We start from the raw sequence: 25,126 nt of genomic DNA on the forward strand, positions 1-25,126 counted from the left end.
GTGCAACGATGGCAGTATCCGCTTGCAAAGAGAAAGTGAGAGAAAGATGAACGATGAGGTGGAATCGGGGCAGGTCGCCGACGAACGCGGAGAGAAGGGTGCGCCGCCTCCCGATGAGTTAGACGCGCAAGCAGCATCGCGAAACGCTGGCGATGAGCAGTCAGATGAAGGCGAGATTGCTTCCGGTGGCGATAAGCGGCCGTTATGGAGGCGACCAGCGGTGTGGATTGCCGCAATTTCCGTGATTGCTATCATTTGTGGCTGGCACTGCCGGTGTGGTGGCTTTCAACGTCCATACCAAGGATGAAGCGATCTCAGATTGTCGGCACTATACGGCGCAGATTCGAAAGCTTGCTGGAACACCTCTTGCCGGTACGGTGATTGAGGCGGCGAAAGTGGACAAGCAGGGTGTCGCCGATGGCAAAACCTGGGAAATGCTGCAAACGGATCAGAAGAAGCTCAGTGATTTGGCCCAAAAGAACGTACCTGCCTGTGACGCTACTTCGCGCTCGGCTGCGCAGAAGCAGGAAAGTGTTGCTGCTGCGTCGCTGAAATCGTTGAAGTCGGCGCGTAGGGATGTTGGAACGTCGGCGAAAGCAGTGCTGGTGAGCCGTGACGCGAAGACATTGAAAGATGTGCGCGATGCGTTAACTGCGAAGGCGGGGCAAGCCAAGCAGCTGTTGGATTCGTCGGCTGGCAATGTGGCTGACGACGCGACCCGCACGGCTCTTTCGCAACAGATTGATGCGGCAAATGGGCTGATTGGCAATCAACAATCCAAACTTGTCGATTTGCAACAGGCCGCGCAGACGCTTGATGGAGCGGTAAACGCAGTCAACGCGAGTGTGCAGGCGAAGGCTGTCGCCGATGCCGAGGCTGCTCAGGTCGCAGCGCAGGCTCCGGCTGAGGCTACGCAGAAGCGGGCTTCGGCACGTTTGAAGTCGTCTGGTTCGGCGCGTGGTGGCTCGTTTGGTTCTGGGGTACGGAGTTCCACAACATCTACTCCCCAAATACATGGTTTTGCGGGTAGCGCTGGTGAAGACCATGGCCCTGAAGGCGGTCATCATGACATTATGTGCTTCGGTCCGCATGACTGTCTCGACCGAAACGGCAATCAAGTCGACGGGAATGGCAACATAATTTCAGGTAATTAACAATCAAAGATTTTGTCGTGTTCCCCGCTGTTTATCTTGGCGGATTCGGGCAGAGAACGCGACTCCAATAGTTGGAAGAGAACCCGTGCGGGTGCTCTTCCTCCATCTTAACGAATGGAGGAGAAAGATGAAAAGGCATAACTGGTTGAAACCCGGAAGCATAAGACATTTGATTGCTTGCGGATTGGCGATGTTGACAGCATTTTCGATGCTTGTTCCTAGTGTGGCGAATGCTGGAATGGGCATCGGGGGCGGTGGTGTTGGCGGAGGCGGCAGTGTAGGTCCCAATAGTGATGCTCTTTGGTTGTTGGATAACAACAATTACGTTGGCACTCCGGCACAAGGCTGGGGCGAAGACTCGATTACCTATGCCTTGAGCCAGATTCATAGTCACTTTGCTGTGTCGAACCCCGGAACTCCGGTGGGCAACGATTTCGACGGTAGAGTCAAGCCGGTTTGTCGCAATGCGATTAGCAATGCCATCGCAGATGTCAGTGACGGTCCCGCAACCCAGGCGCGTGTGGTCGGGGTAATGATGGCGGTGGCGGCAACCCCTTCACTGGCAGGCGGCAACAAAATCAACTTATGGGGGACGAACGGTACGGATTTCATGAACCGGTTCCATGCTGACTGGGACGCGGCGAATCCTTCCGGAAGCCTGGTTGGTTGGGATTCGGGATGGCTTGCGCGAGGCAAGTCCATGTTCGAGGCTGGTATCAACGCGCAGGCGGCGGCAACTCCGGCCGGCGTACAGGTGGTGTGCTTGGCGGTCAACAACCAGCAGCCGCCACGCAATTACGATCTTGGCCTGACTTCCAGCCAACAGATGCCAGCTGGCGTCGTGGTCGGTGCCACGGATCCGGTCCGTGATCTCATCCATGCCACCGGCAACGGGTCGCCTATCACCGAGGATGTTAATGCCAATGTGACCCTGTATTATGGCGGCCAGCCTGACGGCTATGTGCCAGGAACTCGGGTTACGAAAACCATGGCGATTCATAACAACGGCGATTCATGGTCGCCGTCGTTCGTTCCCTCGGATTTGGGCATGAGCCATTGGCAAGAGGGCCCCTACTGGTTCGATGTGGGTGTATACAAGCAGGGAAGGATGAGCGCCGATGTCGGCCACATCGGCTATGCCGACGCTGCCGAACGTTGGGATATAGCTTCTTTGGCGCCTTCCGCACCCGCTAAATCCGTGCAGGAGGGAACGAGTGCGGATGGTATGTCGAACACGACCATCATCGAATCGGGTACTGGTCGGGGCGGTTACGAGCTGCATTTCAGGGATGTCATTGCTCCCAATGGTGTCGATTATGACGTGTCGGGCATGAAAGTCACGGATACTACTACAAATAGGGATATATCCGATCAATTCGCGATGAATTGGGACCGGTCCGCGAACACGGTCAGTGCCGATCGTTCGAAGGATATGGGTGAGATGCCCGTCGACCACGTTTTCCGCTTTGAGTTCAAGGTAGGGGTACACAATCCAAATACGAATCAGGTGGGGGACACGGCTTCGGTCTCGTGGAACAAAAAAGCCTTTGTGAACACCCCGCATTATGAATTCCCAACGCGCGGTCCTGACCCGAACAAGGCATGGACCACTGACCCCAATGAGTCCTTGTCCGTTTCTGATCCCAACCATACGAATCAGGTAGGTAGCGACGGCAGAGCGTTTGTTCCCGGCGACCGGGTCTCCAGCGTGGTCAACGGCATGTTGCCCAAGAATCTGATAGAGGATCTTTCTCAATATTCGTTGAGCGATGACTGGTCAGATGCCTCTCGTTATCTCGATTTCCCCAACGAAAACGCCAAAGTGTATGTGGATGGCGTCGATCGCACCGCCGATTTTGACATCACCACCACCGGTTTCAAGACAACGGCCGTAGCCCATCAGTCGATGCTTGCCGGCAGCGCGCATCAAGGCAATGATCGGGTGGTCAAGTTGGTACTCGACGGCAGTTTCAAGTCGGAGACGACGGCCGCCGATGCTGTGTCCATGAACAATTCCGGCACAGAGCGATTCAATGGGCAGAATGCAGATACGAACACACCGTCAGTGCTTGTGCGCAGCCCGAATCCAGACAAGGCATGGGTCATGGACCCAACGGAAGCCAAAAATACCGAGGACCCTGGGCATACCAACAATGTGGCGGCCGACAACAAAACATACATCACCGGCGACGATGTGACCGTCTTTGTTGGCGGAACGTTGCCCAAGAACCTGGCCAAGGATCTGGACCAATATGCCATTACGGATGATTGGTCGCAGGCCGCTCCATATGCCCACTTTTCCAGCGATCGGACCAATGTCTTCGTCGACGGCGTGGATCGCACCCGCGACTTCAACATCGAGACCAACGGGAATGTGACCACCGCCAAGGCAAAGCCGGCGATTCTCAACGGCAGTGGCAAGCAGGCCCGGGATCGCAAGGTTAAATTGGTGCTGATGGGACTCATGCCCAGAAACCTTGATGCGCACACGACCAAAACCCTCGTCAACAAAGGCAGCGAGCAGTGGAACGGGAAAACGGCTGCCGCGAACACACCACAAGTGCATGTGTGGAGCCCGAACCCCGACAAAAGCTGGGTGCGGCTGGATGGCGAAGGCAAGTGGAAGCTGGTCATTGACCCGAGCAAGAGCAATGCGACCGGTGCCGACAATCTCACGTTCCTTGACGGTGACCAATTGGGCGCCGTGGTCAATCTTCCGATAACTGACCCGAGCGTGCTGCAACATCGTATCAACCCACTTTCGTTGACCGATGACTACGCGAAGGTTGACTACTTGGTCGATCCGCAAGGGCTTTCCAAAGTGCGTGTTTACATGGCACCGGCCTCCTCAAGCAGCCAGTCAAGCGTTGATGCGATCAACGAAGTCGCAGGCTCCGATGTCACCGAGGAGTTTGACGTTTCTCAGTCGGGTAAAAAGATCACGGCCACTGCCAAGTACGAGTGGCTTGCGACGTTCTCGCGCCACGACGGCCCTGTCCAGATTACGATGTTCATACCGTTCCTGGCGAATTATGCCAATGGCAAGGGGGCCGCGAAAGTGCGCGAGGATTTCGGTAAAAATCCTGGTGACGAGCTTGCCTTCGGCACTGATCCCAACGGTTCTGATTTGCTAAATATTGGTTCGATCCGCGTCAATAGGCAGGGCAAAGACACCAATCTGCCGAAAATTTGCGGTTACATACCGGCTGTGAAGAAGGACGTGGTCAGTGAAGCCTCGCAAGGTGGCGATCAGGATTCCGTGGACGGCAAGGTGGTGTATCCCGGTCAGAAGGTCGAATACGATTTGGACGCCCAACTGCAATTGCCTTCTTTGGCCTATCCGGTGAAGACCATTGTGTTCACCGACCGTTATGATCGTTACCTCAAGCCCGACAAACAGACGCTCGAGCTTATGGACCTCAACAGCGGCCGCATGGTCCCCAAGTCGAAATACGCAACCAAGTGGGATGACGACGTTCATGAAGTGGCGGTGCGCATCACGGATATCGCTCTTATCTCGCAATGGCAGTCCGGAGGCACGCCACGTTTGCAGCTGCGATTCGAGGGAACCGTCTCCAATGATGCTCCGGCGGATCATAAGGTCGGCAATAAGTGGATGCTCACCTTGAACAATTCTGTGACTCCAAGCAATGAAGTGTTCAACGTTCCGCCTACCTTGAACCCGGTCAAGCACGATTTTCAGAGTTCAAAGCAGGGCGATCCCACCGTATCCATCGACGGGAGAACGTTGTTGCTTGGAGACTGCGGCAACTATGTCATTGACCTTGATGCCACGCAGACTGGGCAGGCCTATAACGTATGGAAACTCGGTGTCGTCGATGACTTTGACGAAGAATATCTCCAGGTCGATCCTACGGGCATTGTGGTCAGTGGCGATGATGGGAAGGACTACACCGGAAGATTCAACATCGGCATCCGCGACGGTGTTCTTTATGCTTTCGCTCGTCAGGTCGATACGTTCGTAGCGGCAACGGCGGTCACGCTGAAAGGCGACCCGCAGCCCGAAGATCTTCAGGCATACGCCGCCGATGATAGGCATGACCCGCTTTCCGATCCGGCAATCGACCAGTCATTGCTTGGCCAGTACTATCACATCGTGATGCCGTACAAAGTGCGGAAGGTCAGCGATGGGTATGTTGTGAAAAACAAGGCCATCCAGATTGAAAACACCATACGCAGGCAGACCAATGAGGTGAGCAATCCGCTCAAGCCCATCAATCCCAGCAAAGACGTGGTTGTCCGCGTCGGCGGTGAATCCGTGAGCGGTTCCAGCGTCTACAAGGACAGCGCGTTCCTCTATCAGTTGGATAGCTCCGTACTGCCGGCGAACCGAGCCTATCCCGAAGTCAATGAATGGAATATCGTCGACGATCTTAACCCGGATTACGATCAGTACACCGGTCAATGGGCCGTCTACGCGACGCGGGATCTGCGTGGCTCGGATGGCAACGTAATCGCCCACGAAGGTGAGAGGATCGCGGGCAACGGATTCGAGGCGATCGGTAAATTCGGCAGCGATCTGTTTACTCTTGTGGCCGATGATGGCGGTATTTCGCTTCGCGATTCCGCGGCCGGCGTTTCCAAACAAGTCGGGCATATGCGGATTACCGTAACCGCAACGCAATCCTATCGTCAACTCGTTTCGCGTGATATTGCGCACGAGCAAGGGTGGCGTGCCTATATCCAGGTGAAACGGATGAAGCCGACCGACCGTCATGAAAACAAGTTCACCGAGACCCTTAACGGTCGGGTGAACGAGTCCAATGTCGTGTGGACCCGAACGCCGGAGCTTGTTCCTTCGCTGCATATCGAAAAATGGGACAAGTCCAGTGGCTGGTCCGCAGGCGACCGTGACGATCCAAATGATGCGCTCAACGTGCAAGGAGACACCGAAATCGTCTTCACCATCACCAACACCAGTGACGACGAGGGCGGGCATGGAGCGTTGTTCAAGGCCAGCGACCTGAACATCAGTGACACGACTCTTGCCGGCGATGGTGCAGTGACCGGTTTCAGATATCCGGACGGATGGTCAAGCCTGGTGCTCAAACCTGGAGAGCATGTCGATGTGGTCGGCACGTTGAAAGACGTCACGGCAAGGCATATGGATCGGGCGAAAGTCACCGGTATTCCGCTCGTGCCTCTTCAGGACGTGGATACGAATCCTTGGGCGCATGGTTCCGAGGACGAGGGGACTGCCACTCATGGCGGCGAAGGTTCGGCTTCTTTGGCCGGCGAAACAGCCGAAGAAGGAAAAACCGGCGGGCCGACTTCGGGTGATGCCGATTCTTCCGGGATGGTGGCCGGCCAAGTACCCGGCATTGCCGAAACGTGGCTTCCGGGTTCGGGCGATTTGCATGCGAAGACCGTCAGAATCGGAGGTCAGACCATGAATGTGATGCAGCCGGTGTCCTCCAACCTTGACGATTGGAACGGTTTGCGCAAGATCGATAATCCTGCTTCCGCCCCTGCTCCCGTTCCCGCTGCTCTGGTCATCAGCGGGGCATCCATCACCCTGTTGCTGCTTGTCGCGGGCGCGTTCCTCTTCGGTGCACTTCTGTTGGAAGTGCTCAAGCGCGACCGATACTGCCCTCGGCATCGGTGACGTGAAGTGCCGGTACCGTTTGTTTCCGGGGTTTCCGAAAGTTTGGAATCCCCGGACTCCCGGTTCTGCAAATTAATCAAATTCAGCAACCATTCAGCTTACGTTCAAGAATATCTGCCGAAAGTAGCGGAATTTCTTGGGTTTCGCCACAGCGCCCGCCCATGATGACCTTGTTCAATATAACCAACCGACACGCAAAGGCGGAAAACAGACATCCGTTTCACCGCCCTTCGGCCGAGACGATACGGGCACTTGCGATTTGTGGGCTGCCGGTGTCCGTGTCGTCGATAGACAGTCATCCGATTCGTCTGGCGATACCGCTCAGGCGCATAAGAATATGAACAGGAACATCATTATGGACAAGAACACGAACGATAACAAGAATGTCGATACGACGAAGAACGAGAACGCAAATGGTGAAATGTACGTGAACGGTGAAGCCAAAAATGGCGAAAGCGATGCTAAGGCCCCAACTGACGCGACCATGAACATGCGCAGCGACAGGCCTGCGAATGCGAACGTCGGTGGGAACGATAGTGCGGATACTGCCGCCACTGCCGGATACCCGCCTTATCTGTCGATCAACGGTGAGGGATTCGGTCCAAACGGCCAGCCAGCCGGTGGCGAAAGTTTCGGTGCCAATGGTCAGTCGGTAGGTGGACCGAGTTTTGCCCCGAATGGCAATCCAGCCGGTGCCAGTGGTTTCGCCGCGAACGGGCAGCCAATGGGTGGCAATGGCTTCGCTGCCAATGGTCGGCCGGGCGGTACCGGGAGTTATACGGCTAACAACCCATTGGCCCACCTTGGTCAGAAGCCGAAGGGACATTCCGGCAAGATGTGGGGCGCGATTATCGGTATCGCCCTCGTTTGCGGCTTGGCGGGCGGTGCGATCGGAGGGTTCGCCACCGCGAAATCGGTGGTGCCTTCGCAAGGCCAGCAAATGGAACGCCAGATGCCTTCGGGCCAGGGCCGTCGAGGCATGGGACAGATGCCCGGTGCCAGCGGTCAATCCATGGAAGGAAGCGGTCAGTCCGGTCAGTCCGGGCAGGATGGTTCCGGATTGTCTGGAAATTCCAAGCAACCTGACGGCTCCGGATCGTCCGACGATTCGAATCAATCCGATTCAATGGGTTCGGCTGACGGCTCGGATATGTTCGGTGGTTCCGATTCTCAAAACAGCGGCAGCGGCAGTCACTCCGGAAAGTCCCGTAGCGGTATGTCCGATTCCTCCGGAAGCCGTTCCAGGGGGACAAGCTCATCACAAACGGATACTTCTTCCAGCTCCGGAAGCTCGGTGTCAGGTGTCGCCGGAAGCTCGGCTTCGGAAGACTCGGGCGCCTCGTTAACCATTGCCGATACGACGTTGCGGGAAGCATGAGGTGAGCGCGACTTTAAACAATAGAAGAATATGCGATTTGATAATGGCCCCGGTCTATTCCGGGGTCATTTTTCATGCTTTTTGCAGCGTCATTGCAACATTGGACGGGTGATATATAACAGTCGTTTCAACGACGAGCTACCGATTTATCTCATTCAGATAACGCTCAGCAAACTTCCATAGTATTGGCGACAGGTTTCGGGCTTCGTCCCACGATTGCCTGAGTGTATATCCAAAATCGTCGTGTGTACTGTCATTATGACAACACAACAGCAGCCGCAAATGGCACAACATGGTTTCCACTCCATCAACGTAACCGAGAAGACCGGGCGTAACCTGCCCAACCCTCCCAACCTTGTCCCCATCGCCGAGCGTGTGGGAAAGCCGGCGTATGTGGATGTCGATATCGTCATCCCCGTCTACAACGAGCGGGAGCAACTCGCCGACTCGGTTCTCGCCTTGATGAGGTTCCTTGCCTCGTCGCGTAATAGCCGGTTCTTGGCGCAATCCCAGCCGTCCTATTTCCCGCTATACAGCTGGAACATCGTCATCACCGACAACGCGAGCACTGATGATACCTGGCCGATTGCCGTCAATCTGGCCGGCAATATCCAAAATTCATTCGCGCGATCCGTATTCCTGCAAAGGGCCGAGGTCGGGCGCTGAAACTGGCGTGGGGCGAATCTCAAGCCAAAGTCCGGGCGTATATGGACGTCGACCTTTCCACCGATATCCGCCTGACCGACGTACTGGTCAACTCGATTTTGAGCGGTCAAGCCGAAGTGGCGAGCGGCTGCCGTCTGCTCGATGAGTCTCACGTCACACGCTCTGCCAAGCGAGAGTTCATCTCCCGGAGCTACAACGCCTTGTTGCGAACGGCCTTGGGCGTCACCTTCGAGGATGCGCAGTGCGGTTTCAAGGCAATCAGCGCGAATGCCGCCGAATTTCTGCTGCCGAGAATACAAGACAACGAGTGGTTCTTCGACACCGAGCTTCTGACGCTCGCCCAGACTTACAACCTACCTACCTATATATTCCCGGTGCGCTGGGTCGAGGACGCGGGCACGACGGTCGACATTCCCGACACCGTCCGCAAAGACCTTGTGGGCATCAAACGGATGCGGCGCGAACTTGCCGCTTCACTCATCTAATCGTATCAATAAAGGACACATCCATGAACGACATGCCAAACCAACCAGGCGATTCAGGCCTGAACGGTGCCGAGCGTGACCCCGGATTTTCTTCGGCCACGAGTAATTACGGCAATCCCAACGATTCTGCCAACTCAGCCGATTCGTCCAACTCGTCCAAAACCACGGACATGGCTCAGGCCGATTCCGGCCAACGTTCCGGTACTTTCGGCCGCATCAAATCGGCCTTCACCGGCATTCCCGGAGGCCGTTTCGTCTCCGCCGACCCGGTGCGCACGGTCCGGCATTCCATCGCCCAAAAACGCACTTGGGTCGATTGGCTCGCTTTCGGCATCATGATGGTGGTGAGCGTGGCGATCATGTTCGTCAACCTCACGGCCAACGGCTTTGCCAACGAGTTCTACGCGGCCGCAGCGCAAGCCGGCTCGAAAAACTGGGAGGCGTTCCTGTGGGGTTCGTCCGATGCTGCGAATTCCATCACGGTCGACAAACCGCCGGCCGCCCTGTGGCTGATGGCGCTTTCCATCAAGGCGTTCGGCCTGAACTCGTTCGCTCTGCTGCTGCCGGAAGCGCTATGCGGGGTGCTGAGCGTTTGGCTGCTATACGCTTCGGTTCGCCGGTATTGGGGCAATTGGGCTGGCATTATCGCCGGTTCGACGCTCGCGCTGACCCCTGTGGCCGCGCTGATGTTCCGTTTCGATAATCCTGATGCACTACTCGTCCTGCTGATGATTGCCGCTTCGGCTTTGGTGCTCCGCGCGTTGGAATACGATTCCGATCGCAAAGGCAATCGCAGACGCACCTTGTGGCTGGCGCTCGCCGGCGTATGCATCGGCCTCGGCTTCCTCACCAAGCAGATGCAGGTCTTCCTTGTTCTTCCGGGCTTTGCGCTCGCGATTTTGATTGCCTCGCCGACGAAATTCTGGCGGCGTTTGGTTGACAGCCTTGTTGCGCTCGCCTCGATGGTGGTCAGCGCCGGTTGGTGGGTCCTGCTCACCGTCATCGTTCCTGCCGGCTCCCGGCCGTATATCGGCGGCTCTCAGAACAATTCGTTCCTCGAACTCACCTTCGGCTACAACGGCTTCGGCCGCTTGACCGGCAACGAGACGGGTTCTGTGGTTCCCGGAGGTGGCGGCGGCCATGTAACCGGCCACGCGGGAACTGGAGCTAGCGGTGGCAAGATTTCCGAAACGCTCGGCAATGCTTATAGTGCGATGACCGGTATGGGTGGTGGTCCCGGCGGTGCTCCAAGTGCTGGCGGCGGCCAAAGTCACGGCGGCCGCGGTCAGGGTGGTGGTATGTGGGGAACAACCGGCATCACGCGCCTTTTCGATGGCGTCTATGGCACCCAGATTTCTTGGCTCGCGCCGATCGCCTTTGCCGGCATCCTTATTGGCCTTGCTGTTTCGATTCGCGTGCGCCGCACGGATATGCGCCGCGCAGGCGTGATGGTGTGGGGCGGCTGGCTCGCCGTCACTTGGCTGACGTTCAGTTTCATGAGCGGTATTTTCCATCAGTATTACACTGTGGCACTTGCTCCAGCGGTTGCCGTGATGGTCGCTGTGGCCGTGCAAAGTCTATGGGAACGGCGAGGCACCTTGTGGTCGCGTCTATTAGCGACGGTTCTGGTGCTCGTCAACACGTTGTGGGCCGCGCAATTGCTGTCCCGTTCGACTTGGCTGCCATGGTTGCGTCCCGCAGTGCTTGTTCTCGGAGGTCTGTCAACGCTTGCGCTGCTGGTTTCCGCCATCGCTTTGCTTCCGATACGTTCGCTGCACGCCCTGCGTTCCGGCGCTGGTGGCAAAGTGGTCGGCAAGATTGGTCTGATTGGTATTGCTTTGGCGATGCTCGCGCTCTACGCGGGCCCAACCGCCTGGGCGGGTTACACAGTCGCCACCGGTCATCACGGATCGATAGTCACTGCTGGTCCCGAGGTTTCCGGTTCGATGGGCGGACCCGGCGGCGGTCCCGCAGGCCAGGGCGGTCCCGGAGGCGGTATGCCCGGTCAAGGCCAGCAAGGTCAGGGTCAAGGTGGTTTCGGTGGTGCTATGCCTAGCCAGAACGACCAGAACAACCAGGGCGGCACCAACGGCGGAAACAGTGCCAACGGTGCCAACAGCGCGAACAATGCCAATGGCCTCGCTGCTCCCGGCAACCGTGGTTCCAGCCAGTTCGGTGGCCTATCCATGAATAATTCCAATAGTTCCACCGGTTCTAATAATTCCAGCGGAAACACCACCGGAGGAGTGCCTGGTACGAATGGCCAAACCGGCAAAAACAGCGGAAGTATACAGAGTGGTCAGGGCAGCCAGAATGGGCAAAACGGTTTCACGGGCTCTGGCAAGTCCGGTCGCAATCAGTTCGGTGGAAACCAAGGTGGCGCTCGTGGTGGTCACGGCGGCGCAGGCGGTCTGCTTGGCGGTGATGGCGCGAGTTCGGTCGGAACCAAACTTAAAAAGCTCCTGATGAAGGATGCCGACCAATATACATGGATTGCCGCGGCCACGGGTTCGCAGAGCGCGTCCGGCTACCAGTTAGCTACGCAGAAGCCGGTCATGCCGATCGGCGGCTTCAACGGCTCCGACCCGAGCCCGACGCTCGCGCAGTTCAAGCGTTATGTCAGGGAGGGCAAGATCCATTACTACATCGGCGGAGGCGGAATGGGCGGCGGCATGGGCGGCAACCAGATGGGCGGCTCGAACGCCTCCGGCCAGATCGTCACATGGGTCAAGGCCAATTTCAAGTCCCAAACGGTCGATGGCGTGACGATTTACGACCTGACTGCCACCAAAACCGCCAAATAGGAAGGAAAGCGATAACGGTTTTGTAGGATAAGCGGTCGGTTTGATTTGCTCAAAGGCCAATCAAACCGACCGCTTTTGTTTACGGTTCACGCGATGTTTTCGTCATAACCGTTGGCATGCGTGTTGAAGAATCACATTAATACTTCTTCTTGGATGCCGCATTGAACGGATTCCGGTTCTGGGGCAGGGGTGATGTGCCTTTGCAGCAGTCAGCACAGTTTGCTGCCTTCACCGTTTTCAATTTTCCTCATCCCATATCCGCAGTGCAGACTTATTGATCGTCCTTGTCGAAACGTGCCCCAGCCGGGTTCGGTGCAAGCGTCATAAGCACAATCCAAGAAACAGCAGCTATGAAATCAATGATTCCGGCGATGCCTACGGCAAAAGCGATACCGGAACCGGCATGCCCGGTATTCAAAACCAGCGTGCCGATACTTGCATTTGCAACAGAAGAGGCGGTGACGACAATGATGGCGCTGACGGCGATTAAAACCATCGGTAGCAATATCCACCATCCCGATTTGTTGGAGTCGTGGAGTCGACGAATGCTTACAGCGAGTATGGGCACGAAGATCGCAAGTATCCAGATGACATCGAGCAGACTCCCGTTCCTGCCGAGAACGGTTTTGTCAATGATAAGCAACGCGAGGCCGACAACCAAAATAAGCAAATCCGACCACCAATATTCGCTTCGGCTCGAACGACCAGAGAATCTCAGATATTTCGCGAAGAAACGTTTGATGGCTTTTGGCGGAGGGCAACGGTAATACGGCACCTGCAACGTGGTCTCGCCGGTGTTGTCGACCGATTCTTTTTTTCTTTTTGGTATTTGGCGTTTACCCGTGCGGCCCTGCGTTTGTTCGCGGGGAAGCCGAGCGGTGCAAACGGCTTTTTCGGGGTGTTGTTTGCAGGATCTCTTGAAATGCGGCTTTCCGGCTTTTCCTCGAGCGGAGGCTCGTTATCCTTGTCGGTTTTATTTTCGCGCGAGAGGCCGAAGAAGAGCAAGGCAAAAAGTAGGATCAGGACGACGATCGCAAACACGACGATTTCCGCAATGAATTTGAAGATTCGGCACACGGCGATGCCGACGATGGACACGACGATGAATAATATCCAGAAGATTCCCACGGCTGCTTGTCTCCTTTTATGTCATTGTGTGCAGCTCATTGTATTCCGCAGACATGTCGTATCGGCCGGTTATCTCGTTGTAGTGGCATTGTCGGATTGTCAGTTGTCGATTTTCGTCCTGGATTGGCTATCCCATAACCTGTATAGCTGTTTTATATTGGCTTTGCTTTTAATACTGTTCCCGGTTCTTCGCTAAATCGTCAATTTATAGTATGTCCTTAATCGGGTAACGCTAAAGGAGTCTTCGCCGACATGCTTTTTGGTGACTTTAAGCAATTTCTCTTTTTCCAACTCTTTAGTGCCCTTGGTGCGTGTAGCAGCCGAAATGGCGTATCTGATAACGAATGCATTATGGGGAAAGCTATATCCCAAATTATTGTTGTTCTCTTTACGATAAGCGCCCTCGGCAATGAAAATAAGCAGCATAGCTATCCCCGGGCTCCCGAGTTTCTGCATTTTTCCGTGAACCCATAGGCTGGTCGGAACCTTAAAATATAAATTTTCTTTATTTATACGATATTCATCGTAAGGTCGGCGATATGAACCTCCGGTTCCCCGGGAATCGAGAAGAACAATGTTAGCGATGTTGCCTCTTCCTCGATTGTCGGTTGAGATCAGCTTATTCTTTTCAAGTATCGCCATCGCATTGTAAATTCTCTTTGCGCCAGCGGTTTGAGGGTTGTCCAAACCAAGCAAACGAGCCCAGGCCGCCGCCGGAATTCCTTTTGTTTCATACGGGGGCTTAGTGCATCTCCACAGTAAGGCGAGATACAGCAACACAGGTACATTGCCTGCTTTCCTGCTTGCATTGATAAGATTTGCCAATGGTGGCATGTCTTTACTTTTGCGTTTTTCGTTAAGTGCGATTTTTAGTTTTTCCGCATCATTTATTTTCGATAATTTTTTCACTTCATCGTCATCGCGTCTGACGAAGTCTCTGGTGATAGGTATCTCTTTTCTCCCCGTTTCTTGTTCCATTCTTAGAGCCATTCCAGATGAGGTGGAATCAACCTGATAGGTAAATCTGCTTGGCATGTTTCATAAATCCAATCTCATTCAATGCATTACTAGATTATATTTTAGTATACACTATTTTAATTTCTCTAATATAGAGTAATATATTACTTTAATAATGTTTCATTGATTTAAGTGAACTAATTTTTTCAATTACGGTATCTTATTTTTAATAAAGGGAGAACTTTCCTAAATTTTTAAAAATTCAACCCAGTATTTGCAACAATTCATAGTCTAGCCTATTCATCTTTGAGATGAACTTGCTTTTCCTCTCGTACTTGCTAACTATACTGTCAATAGTAGCTGAGATTGGCACAGATAAGGCATACGAAGCGCGAGAGCGTGTGGTCGTCCTTGACTGTCGATGTAGGTTACTGCAAGCGCAGATGGCAAGCGGAGGATCGCCCTAGAGTCGGCTTCCGTTTAGTCGTTCAACTCGCTAAGCGACCATGGCGTCTGGCCACCGTCCACTTAACGAGCAGGGAGCAAACCTCCCCTGCAAGCTTAGGCGTGCCGTCCACTGAAGAGTGGATGACACGCCTTTTCTGATTCCCGCATGTAAGCCACCGTAGCTGTGGTCAGCGATCTGCGCTGAATATACCTCGGCTCCGATGCTCGTTTCCAAACATCAGGGCCGATGGCTCGTATAAAAGGCTGTTTATGCCTTGCCGGCTACGGCCCCTTCCGGTAAAAGCTTTATTGCTCGCCCAATGATCCAGAAGGTTTCAGGTCCGGAGGTCTCAGGTTGCGGCGTACATTTAAGTGCACTTCAGCGTTGTCGAAAAATGATTAAGCCCGAAATCGTTGAGATTCCGGGCTTTTGGTAGCGGGGTCAGGATTTGAACCTGAGACCTCTGGGTTGTAACATAGCTTTGTCACTGGTTGTAACTGGATGTCATGATTATACTAGAAAGTCAACAATATCAATGGTTTATATGGTGGATAACCATGGTTTAACGTCACTCTGTGTCACTGTAAGTCACGATATTATCGCTGACATTTACGCTGCTATTTTTTAGGCTATGGCGAGTTGGGTGAAGAGCTGGTTGAAGGACTTAAGCATCGGTGCGACATTAGTTGTGTCCGTGTATGAATCCCTGTTGACCTCTTGTGTATGTCCGAAGTAGGCCGCGCGGATTATTTCCGGTACTGATCCCAGAAGCATGGTGTTGAGGGTTGCCCTCCATACATGTGATCGTGCGGTTTCCAGTAGAGGTATACCGAGTTTTTGTGCAAGCTCGCGGTAGAGGCCTGCGACGGCTTTTGAGCGGTTCCGAGCGTCCCAGATTTTAGAGGCGTCAGTGGGTGCGCCGATGACGTGATCGGAATCATTTTTAGACGCAGCCTTGCGTGTTTGCAGCCGTTCGACAACAGCGGGTATGAGTACCGGCACGTCTCGCATTTTGTGGGTCTTGGACAATGCTTTCGAAACATGTACGTTAGCTTGCGAATCATGTCCGAAACTGATGTCCTGCCATGTAATCGCGTTCGCCTCGCCGACTCTCAGACCTGTTGCCGCCTGCAAAAGCGTAAGGTCTATTGTGTTCCGTCTCTTGGCAACACGGTCTTCCAGCCCGAATCTCCCTTGTTTGGGTTTGCTGATACCGTCTTCTGGCACCATTGGTGAGCAGCGTCTGCACAACGCTTGTGTATTGGGTGAGTGTGAGCGCATGTCCTCCTCGCGTGATTGCTCTATCGTCCTCGTCCTCCGGCAGATTCAGATCAATGCTTTCTTTGAGCAGCAGGTTGTTCTCCACAAGACCGTCCCTCACCATGCTTTGCAGAACGTACTTGCTGAGCACGGTTCTTGCGTGATGGGCGCTTTCCTTGCCGTGTTCCTGGGCTATGGATCTCAGAACGGTTTCGAGCGTCTTGAAGGTGGTTCCTCCCGCAATCGTGTACCCTTCGGTATTCTGATCTGTCTTATAGGCTATAAGAAGCTGCCGGGCTGCCGCGGTATAACGCAGTTTCGTGTTCTTGCGAAGGTTGGACGACTCTATTGCAGGGATGCTTACCTCACTGATGTAATCGTTCATCAGGTCAGTGGTCTTCCAGGTCTTTTGGCCTCCTGATCGCAACAGTTCGGCGGCACTCTCCCTGGCCCGTCGTCGTGCGATTCCAATGGTTTTGCCCCGGGAGCGTCGTGTCAACAGCCGCCCATCCATGAGTCGTATACGCCAATCGAACACATAAGAACCGTTCTCCTTGCGCATCTTCGCCCTGTCGATACTTGTTCCGCCTGGCTCTATTTTTGCCTTTGAAGCTGTCATGTCTTCATTCCTATCGCTGATAGTAGAAGTACAGCATGGTTCAATTAATAAAGAATGCTGAAGTGAAAAATATCGAGCTATTGAGGAATTGACAAATATATATAGTAATATAATACCGTATACAATATTAAGTTCGAATGAAAGGAATTGTTTTGAAGCAAGAAGAAGGCAGTTTGAAAAAGAATATGGTCGTAGTCACGGCGAGAATTGACATGGATCTTAAGAAAAGGCTTGACGATTATGTGAAACAGACAGGCAGCAACAGATCGGAGGTCATCATACGTTCATTAAACGAGTTGTTAGATGCCGAGAAGCCTCATAACGCTGCGGCATTGGATAAAGCCCGGAATGACGGAGAGCAGAAGATTGATGCGCAGGGCGATGTAGAGATGGAGGATTTTGTTCCGATTTACTCGCTTGATGTGCCTTCTCGTCTCATACTGAGCACACTGAACCGTATAGCGGCAGCTGTGGATAACCGGGATCAAGAGACTGGCGAAGTTCTGAAGGGGAATGATCTGAAGTGGCAGAGTGAAGTGTATGAGAAAGCTGCGAAGGCGCTTGAGCAGGGTTATGCGGCTGAATACACTAATAGTTTGCCGTTCCTGGCGCCAGAGCTGTCAGCACGGCAGACCAATGAGATCAATGACGTCATGGAAATGTTTAGAGATTTGCTTAGCAGTTATAATGCGTTGACCGACAAAGAGAAGAAGCAAATGCCCGAACAGTGTGAAATGACATACATTGCAGAGGTTTTGATTTAGCTGATCCGCGTGAAAACTATGCAATTGGCTACATTAAGTTCCTTAATGATAACGAGAGGTGGACGGATGTATACCAAGATATGATGGAACATTCAGACCATGGCAATTCTCACCATCGGTCGATGCCGTTTTACCGAGACATGCTGACCTTGTATAAACAGATACAAAACAAGAAACGTGGCCTTTCGTGGTCGCCACTTACTTCTAAAGAAATTGAGCAGATTACCACTCCATACGGGCCTTGGAAAAAGTAAGTGTGGCGCTTCCGTTCTGCATACATCATCTCTGTATTCACATTGTGGGCGTGGTATGCTAGCTGTGTGTTTCCTTGCTGACGCTTAGTGGGGAAAGTCTCACTTGCCTGTACCGCTTAGCGTGTGAAAGAAGACTGATGATGACGAACGAAACAGGCTCCTCAAATAAGGGCAGAACTGGCGAATGCCACGTGTGCGGCCAAAACAAGCTGCTGAGTTTCGAGCATATACCGCCACAGTCGGTCGGTAACAGGCATAAGGTGCTGGTCTATTCTGGCGAGGAGGCCATTGAGGCCGGTTCTTTCGGAACCGGCAACGTGGGAGGCCTGAAGTATCGGCAGCAACAGCGAGGTTTGGGCTTTCAGACGCTGTGTCGTGATTGTAACAGCTACCTCGGCAATCACTATGTTCGTCCGTTTGATAAATTCCTTCTGGCTTCTGTATACGGGATCCGTAACCCCGACAGACATCTTATTGCCATTGACCATGAGCACAGACTCTGCCAGATGACTGCCAGTAGTCTGCAGGCTCTGGCTTTTTCCAAACAGGTCGTTTCCAACTTCTGCACCGTAACAACGCCGGGCGGCATGTCCGACTGCAGAGACTACCTGCTTAACTGTGAAGACAATCGTTTCCCGGAGCGCTACCGCCTGCACATGTACCTGCTGCCCGACCTGACCGGCCCGAGCATCTTCTCCGATTGGATTACAGTAATCTACAAGGACAGGCAGTACTTGACCTTCGCCGTCGTCGCGTTCCCTCCTTTCGGTTTCATTTTGTGCGACCTTGATTATAGCGATGCCATCCCCGACAAGGCGGGCGACGTTACAGATCTGACAAGGACCCGATGGAGTGATGCCGTATCGGCGCAGTTCACTCTCCCAGTCATAGAGGGAGACCTTGCGAGAAGGCCGTTCTTTTGGATTCAAGAGAGGTAATCTAAAACCAGTGGCTCTATGAACAATCAGGAATGAGATCGAATGATACCGATGAGATCAACGAAGACGGCAAGGAAGAAGTATCAAGTGTTCGTCAGTTCGACATCAAAGGATTTGAAGGACCACAGAGCGAAGGTGCTCTCAGCCCTGCAGGGCCGTGACCTAATCCCTGTCGGTATGGAGCAGTTCAGCTCGTCTGGGACCCCGCAAGAGCAATACATCAGGCAACAGCTTCAGGACAGTGACTTGGTCGTGCTGATCCTTGCAGGGCGCTACGGTGATCCCGTCGGCCGTCTGAAGAACATGAGCTACACGGAATATGAGTACCGAATGGCCAAAAGTCTCGGCAAACCCGTGATTCCGTTCATCTGCAAGCTCGACAACATTCCCAACAGCCAGGTTGATCAACAGTACTTGGGATGCGGCAAGGAAAACGAGAAGCGCACACGGTTGGACTCATTGCGGGCTGAATTGTTGCATGAGGTGAATCTCAACGAGTGGAACTATAACGACATAGCCGGCCTAGCCACGATGGCAAGGAAGGCTGTTGATGAACTTATATCCGGCGTAGATGCGCCCACGAGGAGACACACTAGCGCAGACGACGGGGACGACGCGGTTGGCAATGCAAACGGCCTGCAGAATCAGATCGGTGCCCTTAGGAAAGAAATCGATGATCTGAGGGAACAGAACAAGGAGCTTTCCCGGCATGCGGCCGAGCTGGAGAAGGCCAACAAGGAGTTAAACGGAAAACTCAAGATCGAAACGGCGCAAAATGTCGGGACGGGGCGGAAACTGATTGCTGTCCAACCGCGTACGAAGCCCCAGTTCAACATCAACGAGGCCTCGTTGCTCAGTATTCACTTATTGCCCGTCGTAATCGACGGTGCGAATGGATCGCCGATAGCGCATACGGTCTCGTGTAATCTGAAAGAGTCGATTATCTTCCGCCTCTTGACAGACAGTCTCACTACCTCACCCGGTGACGAACGGAACATCCGGGAGGTCTTCTGTGCGTCCTTTGTAAAGAGACTAGGTTACGACGGAAGCGTCCATGTCACGGATCGCTGCTGGAATCGCATCAAGGACAAATTCAACGAGAAGAATCTGATAGAGGAATCTCTGGCCGCAAACGGGGCGCGCGTCAGCCTCGCGCTTACGGAGAAAGGTGAGGACACCCGCGACTGGCTCGAGGGAAGCGATCCAAGGCGCAACTACATGGACTCTGATCTCTTGGACGCATTCTCGTGACAGATTGTGCGGTTCATATTTGGGTAAAAGGCGAGACAATATAGTGGGAGGATCAGGTTCCGTACCATGCTCGGTTGTGGTTCCAGTTCTTGTAGATTTCGCTGTGGTGCAAGTAGGGGGAGTTGAACTCTATATTGGATTATTGGGGATCAGCGGTTTTAGCGTAGAAACGTTGAAATTCCAACGATTATGTGATTACTGCGATTTGCCGGGATTATTGTGTTTTTAATAAATTGTGGGCAATTTGTGGGCAAAAAGTGGGCAAGGATTTTAAGGAGGCCGGGTACACCTTGGCCCCGGTATTCGTTTCCGAACATCGGGGCCAGCGGCATACATTGAAAAGGACTTGCATCCCAATATCAGTTGTGACCCCTTCCGGTAAAAGCTTTATTGCCCGCCTAATGGTCCGGAAGGTTTCCGACGCCACAACCAATAGAGACATTATATCATCGAAGGTATGATATTCATCTTTCGCGGTAGGATGAGCCTGTTGCGTTCTGCTTTTGCAGGCGCAATCATGCGGTTTTCCGGGCATGACCTCGCCGCGTCCATCGTGGCGCGGCATACATTGAAAGGACATTCAATTATGTCCCATAAAAGGAAGGGCTCTGACGGGCCTGAGGCTATCCAGGCCATCGTGGCGCTGGTCGTCGTTCTGGCGGCCAACGCGGATAACGCGGTGGTGGACGTGCTGCTCGCGATCGTTGTCGGTTGCGGGCTGATCGTTATCTGGAGGTGGCTTAGCCGTTAGTTAGGGCCGGCCCGGCGTGGGGTGACCCGTGCCGGGTACTTCTTTGGTTCTAGTTGATTAAGATATCAATGTCATGTTGGATAGCAATTTTGTCGATAAAGTCTCGGAATTTTCAAGTAGTTTAGTTGAATGGAAACGTTGACTTCTGTTTTTACTTTGTCTTGTTTGTATATAATCAAAAGAACGAATTTGATATGTTCGCAGAGTAGCTTGCACTCAAATGGTGATGGTGACGTATAAAAGCAATGAGGGCCAATAATTTTGGTTATTGACCCTCACCGTTAACATCGATTATTGAATAATCAACGTAACTAGATAATTAGTTGATGATTAATATAGAAATAAATTCCACCATACGGTGTTATTTTTAAATATCTATATTTTTCTATCATATATTTTTTCTTATCTATATTTTTTCCTATATTTATCTATGCTACTTGCAGGACATAAGCCATGCCCTATTGAAATTGAGCACCATCGGAAATCAATCGGATATTATCTTCATGACTTCTAATAGTTGAGACCGCCAATTCCAACAGTTTTAGTATATATCATTTTTAAAAAATATGTGAAGTATACTGAAAATATCACAGTTTCCTTGAGATCGAAGCTGTGACTGGTTATTCGCACGATCCCGTGTGAACGACGACGAACAAATGCGAAAGCGAAAGGGCATCTTATGCAACAAAAAGATGACCATAAAAAGGATAAAGGAACTCCGACTATCTTGGAGTTGGCATCGATGGGCTTGCCACTGCTCATCGCTAGGTTGGACTCCGGTTCAGCATTAGCGGCGATTGCTATTCTTGTGGCATGCGTCTGGCTGTATGATTGGCTGGAGCATAGGTAGCTTGCCAAGCGCCCCATAATGATTGGGGCGCTTCCCGTTAAAATAGTTGTTGCCTAGTTGACTTTTGTTTTAGTTTTTACAATTTTAATTTAAGGTTTAATTGTTTTTGGTGTTGTCGAGTGCGCGGTAGATGGTGGTGCGTCCGACGTTGTATTGGCTGGCGATTTCGTTGACGGTGACGGCCTTGGAGTCGTACTGCTCGCGCACCCTCTTGATTTGGGCCGGGGTGAGTTTGGGCTTGCGCCCGCCTTTCCTGCCTCGACGTCTGGCGGCCTGGAGGCCCGCGTTGGTGCGCTCGCGGATCAGATCACGTTCGAACTGGGCCATGGCCGCGAAGATGTTGTAGACGAGCATCCCGCCCGAGGTGGTCGCGTCGATGTTCTCGGTCAGGCTTTTGAACCCCACGCCCATGTCGTTGAACTTGTTCATGAGGGTGACGAGGTTCTGGAGGCTGCGGCCCATGCGGTCGAGCTTCCAGACGATGACGGTGTCGCCCTTGCGAAGCGCTCTGAGCATCTCGTCGAGCTGAGGCCGGTGCTCCTTCGCGCCGCTGGCATGGTCGGTGTATATCTTCTCGCAGCCTGCTTTCTTGAGCGCGTCCACCTGGAGGTCTTCGTTCTGCTCCAGCGTGGAGACCCTGGCGTATCCGATCAGCATTTCGAATCCTTTCGTACCGAAACCCGTTACACTTCCATTATATCGGACATTGAATACGGTATGGGTTATGGTACGTCCAAAGCGTAACAAACTTGGTCGGAACCGGGATGGATCGGACTTGTTCCGTAAACGACCGTTTATGGAACACTCAGAAACAGTCGTTGAAAAGAAAAGGGAGCAACGCAACGGACTTGATCCGCTGTGCCGCTCCCTTTTCGAAGGTTTGAAGGCTATCGGTTCTTGGTGTTCGGGTCCTTGCTGACGGCCTTGGCGTGGTCGATGGCCGGGTTATAGGCCAGAATGTGGTGCTTAAGATCGGGGGTTGGCCTTGTGGGAGTAGGTGTTTCGTGCCGTTATTTTTCCCCGTGTTTTTAGGGGGCTTTTCCGGTAGTCCTGAACCGTGTGAGGACGAGATCGAAGAAAGCGAAACGGTGCCCGCGCTGCGGCGGGCAGATGATACGGCACGGCAGGACCGGGGCCGGCGCGCAGCTGTGGCGCTGCCCGGAATGCTCGGTCAACAGCGTCTGCCGCGACCCCAGGGGCCGGCGCGTGATGCTGCGGCAGCTTGATTCGTTCGTCACGCGCCTTTTGGGCGGTCATACCCTGGCCGAGGAGGGCCGTTCCTTTCGCCGCGGCCGCCGGTGGTGCTGGAAGGTCGCCCCGTGATCCCCATTGCCCGGGGCGAAGAGCCATGTCCTGGAGAGGACGGCACGTACGTCAACGGCCGGTGCCTGTTGGTGCTCATGGACGGCACGACGGGCCTGGTGGCCCGTATCCGCTGGTGCGCCCACGAGTCGATAGCCGAGTACCGTGCCCTGTTCTATGGGGTGCCGGCCCCGGACGTGCTGGTCAGAGACGGGATGCACGGCATGACGGCTGCGGCCGGCGCGGAGTGGCCGGAAACCCGTTTGCAGCGCTGCCTGGTGCACGTGCACCGCGACACGAACCGCGACCTCACCCACAGACCCGGGACCCAGGCCGCCAGGGAGCTGCGGAAGCTGTCGTCCCGGCTGTTCGGGGTGCGCACGGCCGAGGATGCGGCGAGGCGGGGCGAGACGCTCAACGCGTGGTACCAGCGGTGGAGGGGCATGGTCAGCGAACGCACCACCGCCAGGCAGGACCCCTCGCGCGCGGCGGGAAGGAAGTGGCGGTGGACGCACGAGCGGCTCCGCCTCTGCTACAAGAGGCTCGAAAGGCTGTTCCGGGACGGGAGCCTGTTCGCTCATACCGATCCCGAGCTCCTGGCCGGAGGGCCCGTGCCCCGCGACACCGACCGCCTCGAAGGGCGGCATCAACGCGCCCGTCAAGCGCGTGCTCGACGACCACCGCGGCATGCCCCGGCACCACATGATGCGCGCGTGCGAATGGAAATGCTACATGCGCAGTCCACGCCCCGATCTCGCGGCGGCGCTCGACGGCTACCTCGGGCATGCCAGACGGAAGGCCGAACGGGCTAAGGAAGCGGGGACGCGGGACGAGGCAAGGACCGGCGACGAGCCAGGTATCGGCACCAGCGTCGAATGGAACGAATTCCACACCCCGACCAGATACCCCAACGCTACCGACTAGAAAACGGATTCTAAAACACCACGAAATGGCCTATAACCCGATCTTATAAATCTATCGCTGATTGTTACGCTGCTATTTACCTCATTCAAAAAATAATTAAGCCCGGAATCGTTGAGATTCTGGGCTACGAGCCCGGCATCGGCACCGGCGTCGACTGGAACGAATTCCACACCCACGTCAGATATCCCGACGCATCTATCGCTGATTGTTACGCTGCTATTTACCTCATTCAAAAAATAATTAAGCCCGGAATCGTTGAGATTCTGGGCTATTGGTAGCGGGGTCAGGATTTGAACCTGAGACCTCTGGGTTATGAGCCCAGCGAGCTACCGAACTGCTCCACCCCGCGACGGCTGTTTAAGACAGCAGTTATCTACATTACGGATAATGACGCAAATGTCAAATCTTCGGCGAGTTTTTTGCTGTCAGGGCAGAAACTGGGCAGAAGTGCGGCCATAATGGAACCATGCCTATCAAGATTGCCAGTGGACTGCCTGCGCGTGAAATACTCGAGAGCGAACGGATCTTCGCCATCGAAAAGCCTGAAGCGGAACGGCAGAAAATCCGTCCCCTCAAGTTGGTCATTCTCAACCTCATGCCCAAGAAAATCGAGACGGAAACGCAGTTGCTGCGCCTGGTTTCCAAGTCCCCGCTGCAGGTCGACATCGATTTCATGAAGACCTCGACCCATGAGTCCACTCACGTCAGCGCCGATCACCTGCTCAAGTTCTATGAGAACTTCGACTCGTTCAAAGACAATTATTATGACGGCTTGGTGGTCACGGGCGCGCCGGTGGAGCAGCTGGATTTCGCACAGGTCGATTACTGGGACGAGTTGAAGCAGATTCTCGATTGGGCGCAGACCCATGTTTTCTCGACGATGTATCTGTGTTGGGGCGCGATGGCCGGCCTCAACTACCGTTACGGGATCCGCAAGCAAAATTTCAGGGAAAAGCTTTTCGGCGTGTTCCCGCAATATCTGCAGGATGAGTATTGCTTCATCACCAACGGATTCGACGAGATTTCGCTGCAGCCGCATTCGCGTGTCGCCGGTATGAACGAGGACGATATCGCGAAGAATCCAGACCTGCAGGTGCTCACCTGGGGGCCACAGGCCGGCTCGGGACTCATCGCGGCACGCGATTTTTCCGAGGTCTTCGTGCTCGGTCACTGGGAATACGGCAAATACACGTTGCGTGACGAATACGAGCGCGACAAGGCCAAAGGCCTGACGAACGTGCCCTTCCCGGCCAACTACTTCCCACACGACGACCCCACGATGGAACCGCTGTTCTCGTGGCGGGCCCATGCGAATCTGCTTTGGCGCAACTGGCTCAACTGGGTCTACGAAACCACGCCGTACGATCTCAAAGAGGTTCCCGAACTTCGCGCAGAGAAGAAATTGGGTACCGACCGCTCCATTCGGCACGAGCCCGGTGCTCCGCGTAACGATTGTTTCAAACCGCTTGAAAATGACGGATATGGCCTTATCCCCAACGCAGTTAAAGGCTGAAATATCTCGACATCAAACTGTCTATTGATGTTAATGATTATCCGTAAATACTGG

At 53.9% G+C, this 25,126-nt stretch carries 16 protein-coding genes, 1 tRNA gene and 1 pseudogene; 12 read left to right on the plus strand and 6 right to left on the minus strand.

Annotated elements, in window-relative coordinates:
* Positions 1-257 precede the first annotated feature (257 nt).
* From OZX74_RS01300 to OZX74_RS01325, 6 genes are all read left to right on the plus strand, one after another.
* On the plus strand, positions 258-1,154 hold the full coding sequence (locus OZX74_RS01300; protein WP_277156799.1) for a hypothetical protein: 897 nt from the start codon (positions 258-260) through the stop codon (positions 1,152-1,154).
* A gap of 190 nt (positions 1,155-1,344) precedes the next feature.
* Positions 1,345-6,780, plus strand: coding sequence for an LPXTG cell wall anchor domain-containing protein (locus tag OZX74_RS01305; RefSeq protein ID WP_277156800.1), 5,436 nt, complete (start codon positions 1,345-1,347; stop codon positions 6,778-6,780).
* Between the two features lie 355 nt (positions 6,781-7,135).
* Positions 7,136-8,158, plus strand: coding sequence for a hypothetical protein (locus OZX74_RS01310; RefSeq protein WP_277156801.1), 1,023 nt, complete (start codon positions 7,136-7,138; stop codon positions 8,156-8,158).
* Between the two features lie 282 nt (positions 8,159-8,440).
* Complete coding sequence (locus OZX74_RS01315) at positions 8,441-8,824, plus strand: glycosyltransferase (protein ID WP_277156802.1); 384 nt, start codon at positions 8,441-8,443, stop codon at positions 8,822-8,824.
* Positions 8,825-8,865: 41 nt separating this feature from the next.
* Positions 8,866-9,309: a hypothetical protein gene (locus tag OZX74_RS01320; RefSeq protein WP_277156803.1), complete on the plus strand. Its 444-nt coding sequence runs from the start codon at positions 8,866-8,868 to the stop codon at positions 9,307-9,309.
* A gap of 23 nt (positions 9,310-9,332) precedes the next feature.
* Entirely contained in the window at positions 9,333-12,113 is a 2,781-nt protein-coding gene (locus tag OZX74_RS01325; protein ID WP_277156804.1) for a glycosyltransferase family 39 protein, read from the plus strand.
* Between the two features lie 271 nt (positions 12,114-12,384).
* Here OZX74_RS01325 and OZX74_RS01330 read toward each other — a convergent pair whose 3' ends face one another.
* From OZX74_RS01330 to OZX74_RS01345, 4 genes are all read right to left on the minus strand, one after another.
* Positions 12,385-12,783 (minus strand): DUF805 domain-containing protein, encoded by a 399-nt coding sequence (locus OZX74_RS01330; RefSeq protein WP_277156805.1) that lies wholly within the window; start codon positions 12,781-12,783, stop codon positions 12,385-12,387.
* A 44-nt stretch (positions 12,784-12,827) separates the two neighbouring features.
* Positions 12,828-13,241 carry a hypothetical protein gene (locus OZX74_RS01335; RefSeq protein WP_277156806.1) on the minus strand — a complete coding sequence of 138 codons (414 nt, stop codon included), beginning with the start codon at positions 13,239-13,241 and terminating at the stop codon, positions 12,828-12,830.
* Between the two features lie 192 nt (positions 13,242-13,433).
* On the minus strand, positions 13,434-14,219 hold the full coding sequence (locus OZX74_RS01340) for a hypothetical protein (RefSeq protein WP_277156807.1): 786 nt from the start codon (positions 14,217-14,219) through the stop codon (positions 13,434-13,436).
* A gap of 1,487 nt (positions 14,220-15,706) precedes the next feature.
* Positions 15,707-16,525: a hypothetical protein gene (locus OZX74_RS01345; protein WP_277156808.1), complete on the minus strand. Its 819-nt coding sequence runs from the start codon at positions 16,523-16,525 to the stop codon at positions 15,707-15,709.
* Between the two features lie 152 nt (positions 16,526-16,677).
* Between OZX74_RS01345 and OZX74_RS01350 the strand changes: the two genes are divergently transcribed.
* From OZX74_RS01350 to OZX74_RS01365, 4 genes are all read left to right on the plus strand, one after another.
* A complete protein-coding gene (locus OZX74_RS01350; RefSeq protein ID WP_277156809.1) occupies positions 16,678-17,289 on the plus strand; it encodes a YfbU family protein in 612 nt (203 codons plus the stop codon).
* 391 nt (positions 17,290-17,680) lie between these two features.
* Positions 17,681-18,481 (plus strand): hypothetical protein, encoded by an 801-nt coding sequence (locus OZX74_RS01355; RefSeq protein WP_277156810.1) that lies wholly within the window; start codon positions 17,681-17,683, stop codon positions 18,479-18,481.
* Between the two features lie 42 nt (positions 18,482-18,523).
* On the plus strand, positions 18,524-19,732 hold the full coding sequence (locus OZX74_RS01360) for a DUF4062 domain-containing protein (RefSeq protein WP_277156811.1): 1,209 nt from the start codon (positions 18,524-18,526) through the stop codon (positions 19,730-19,732).
* Positions 19,733-20,318: 586 nt separating this feature from the next.
* Entirely contained in the window at positions 20,319-20,483 is a 165-nt protein-coding gene (locus OZX74_RS01365) for a hypothetical protein (protein WP_277156812.1), read from the plus strand.
* A gap of 946 nt (positions 20,484-21,429) precedes the next feature.
* Here the strand turns inward: OZX74_RS01365 and OZX74_RS01370 are convergent.
* Positions 21,430-21,990: a recombinase family protein gene (locus tag OZX74_RS01370; protein ID WP_277156813.1), complete on the minus strand. Its 561-nt coding sequence runs from the start codon at positions 21,988-21,990 to the stop codon at positions 21,430-21,432.
* A 402-nt stretch (positions 21,991-22,392) separates the two neighbouring features.
* On the opposite strand from OZX74_RS01370, the pseudogene OZX74_RS01375 reads away from it, so the two are divergent.
* Positions 22,393-23,559, plus strand: a pseudogene (locus tag OZX74_RS01375) (IS1249 family transposase).
* 272 nt (positions 23,560-23,831) lie between these two features.
* On the opposite strand, the gene OZX74_RS01380 reads toward OZX74_RS01375, so the two are convergent.
* A tRNA-Met gene (locus OZX74_RS01380) sits at positions 23,832-23,908 on the minus strand.
* A gap of 117 nt (positions 23,909-24,025) precedes the next feature.
* Between OZX74_RS01380 and metA the strand changes: the two genes are divergently transcribed.
* Entirely contained in the window at positions 24,026-25,072 is a 1,047-nt protein-coding gene (gene metA / locus OZX74_RS01385) for a homoserine O-succinyltransferase (protein ID WP_277156814.1), read from the plus strand.
* Positions 25,073-25,126 lie beyond the last annotated feature (54 nt).

Origin of the sequence: Bifidobacterium sp. ESL0798, assembly GCF_029395415.1 — a bacterium.
Lineage (GTDB): Bacteria > Actinomycetota > Actinomycetes > Actinomycetales > Bifidobacteriaceae > Bifidobacterium.

What these genes read in the sequence shown, in the direction of transcription:
- OZX74_RS01305 (WP_277156800.1), top strand. Translation starts at nt 1,345, where the DNA reads ATGTTGACAGCATTTTCGATGCTTGTTCCTAGTGTGGCGAATGCTGGA.
- OZX74_RS01310 (WP_277156801.1), top strand. Translation starts at nt 7,136, where the DNA reads ATGGACAAGAACACGAACGATAACAAGAATGTCGATACGACGAAGAAC.
- OZX74_RS01315 (WP_277156802.1), top strand. Translation starts at nt 8,441, where the DNA reads ATGGCACAACATGGTTTCCACTCCATCAACGTAACCGAGAAGACCGGG.
- OZX74_RS01320 (WP_277156803.1), top strand. Translation starts at nt 8,866, where the DNA reads ATGGACGTCGACCTTTCCACCGATATCCGCCTGACCGACGTACTGGTC.
- OZX74_RS01325 (WP_277156804.1), top strand. Translation starts at nt 9,333, where the DNA reads ATGAACGACATGCCAAACCAACCAGGCGATTCAGGCCTGAACGGTGCC.
- OZX74_RS01340 (WP_277156807.1), bottom strand. Translation starts at nt 14,219, where the DNA reads ATGGAACAAGAAACGGGGAGAAAAGAGATACCTATCACCAGAGACTTC.
- OZX74_RS01345 (WP_277156808.1), bottom strand. Translation starts at nt 16,525, where the DNA reads ATGACAGCTTCAAAGGCAAAAATAGAGCCAGGCGGAACAAGTATCGAC.
- OZX74_RS01355 (WP_277156810.1), top strand. Translation starts at nt 17,681, where the DNA reads ATGATGACGAACGAAACAGGCTCCTCAAATAAGGGCAGAACTGGCGAA.
- OZX74_RS01360 (WP_277156811.1), top strand. Translation starts at nt 18,524, where the DNA reads ATGATACCGATGAGATCAACGAAGACGGCAAGGAAGAAGTATCAAGTG.
- OZX74_RS01365 (WP_277156812.1), top strand. Translation starts at nt 20,319, where the DNA reads ATGTCCCATAAAAGGAAGGGCTCTGACGGGCCTGAGGCTATCCAGGCC.
- OZX74_RS01370 (WP_277156813.1), bottom strand. Translation starts at nt 21,990, where the DNA reads ATGCTGATCGGATACGCCAGGGTCTCCACGCTGGAGCAGAACGAAGAC.
- metA (WP_277156814.1), top strand. Translation starts at nt 24,026, where the DNA reads ATGCCTATCAAGATTGCCAGTGGACTGCCTGCGCGTGAAATACTCGAG.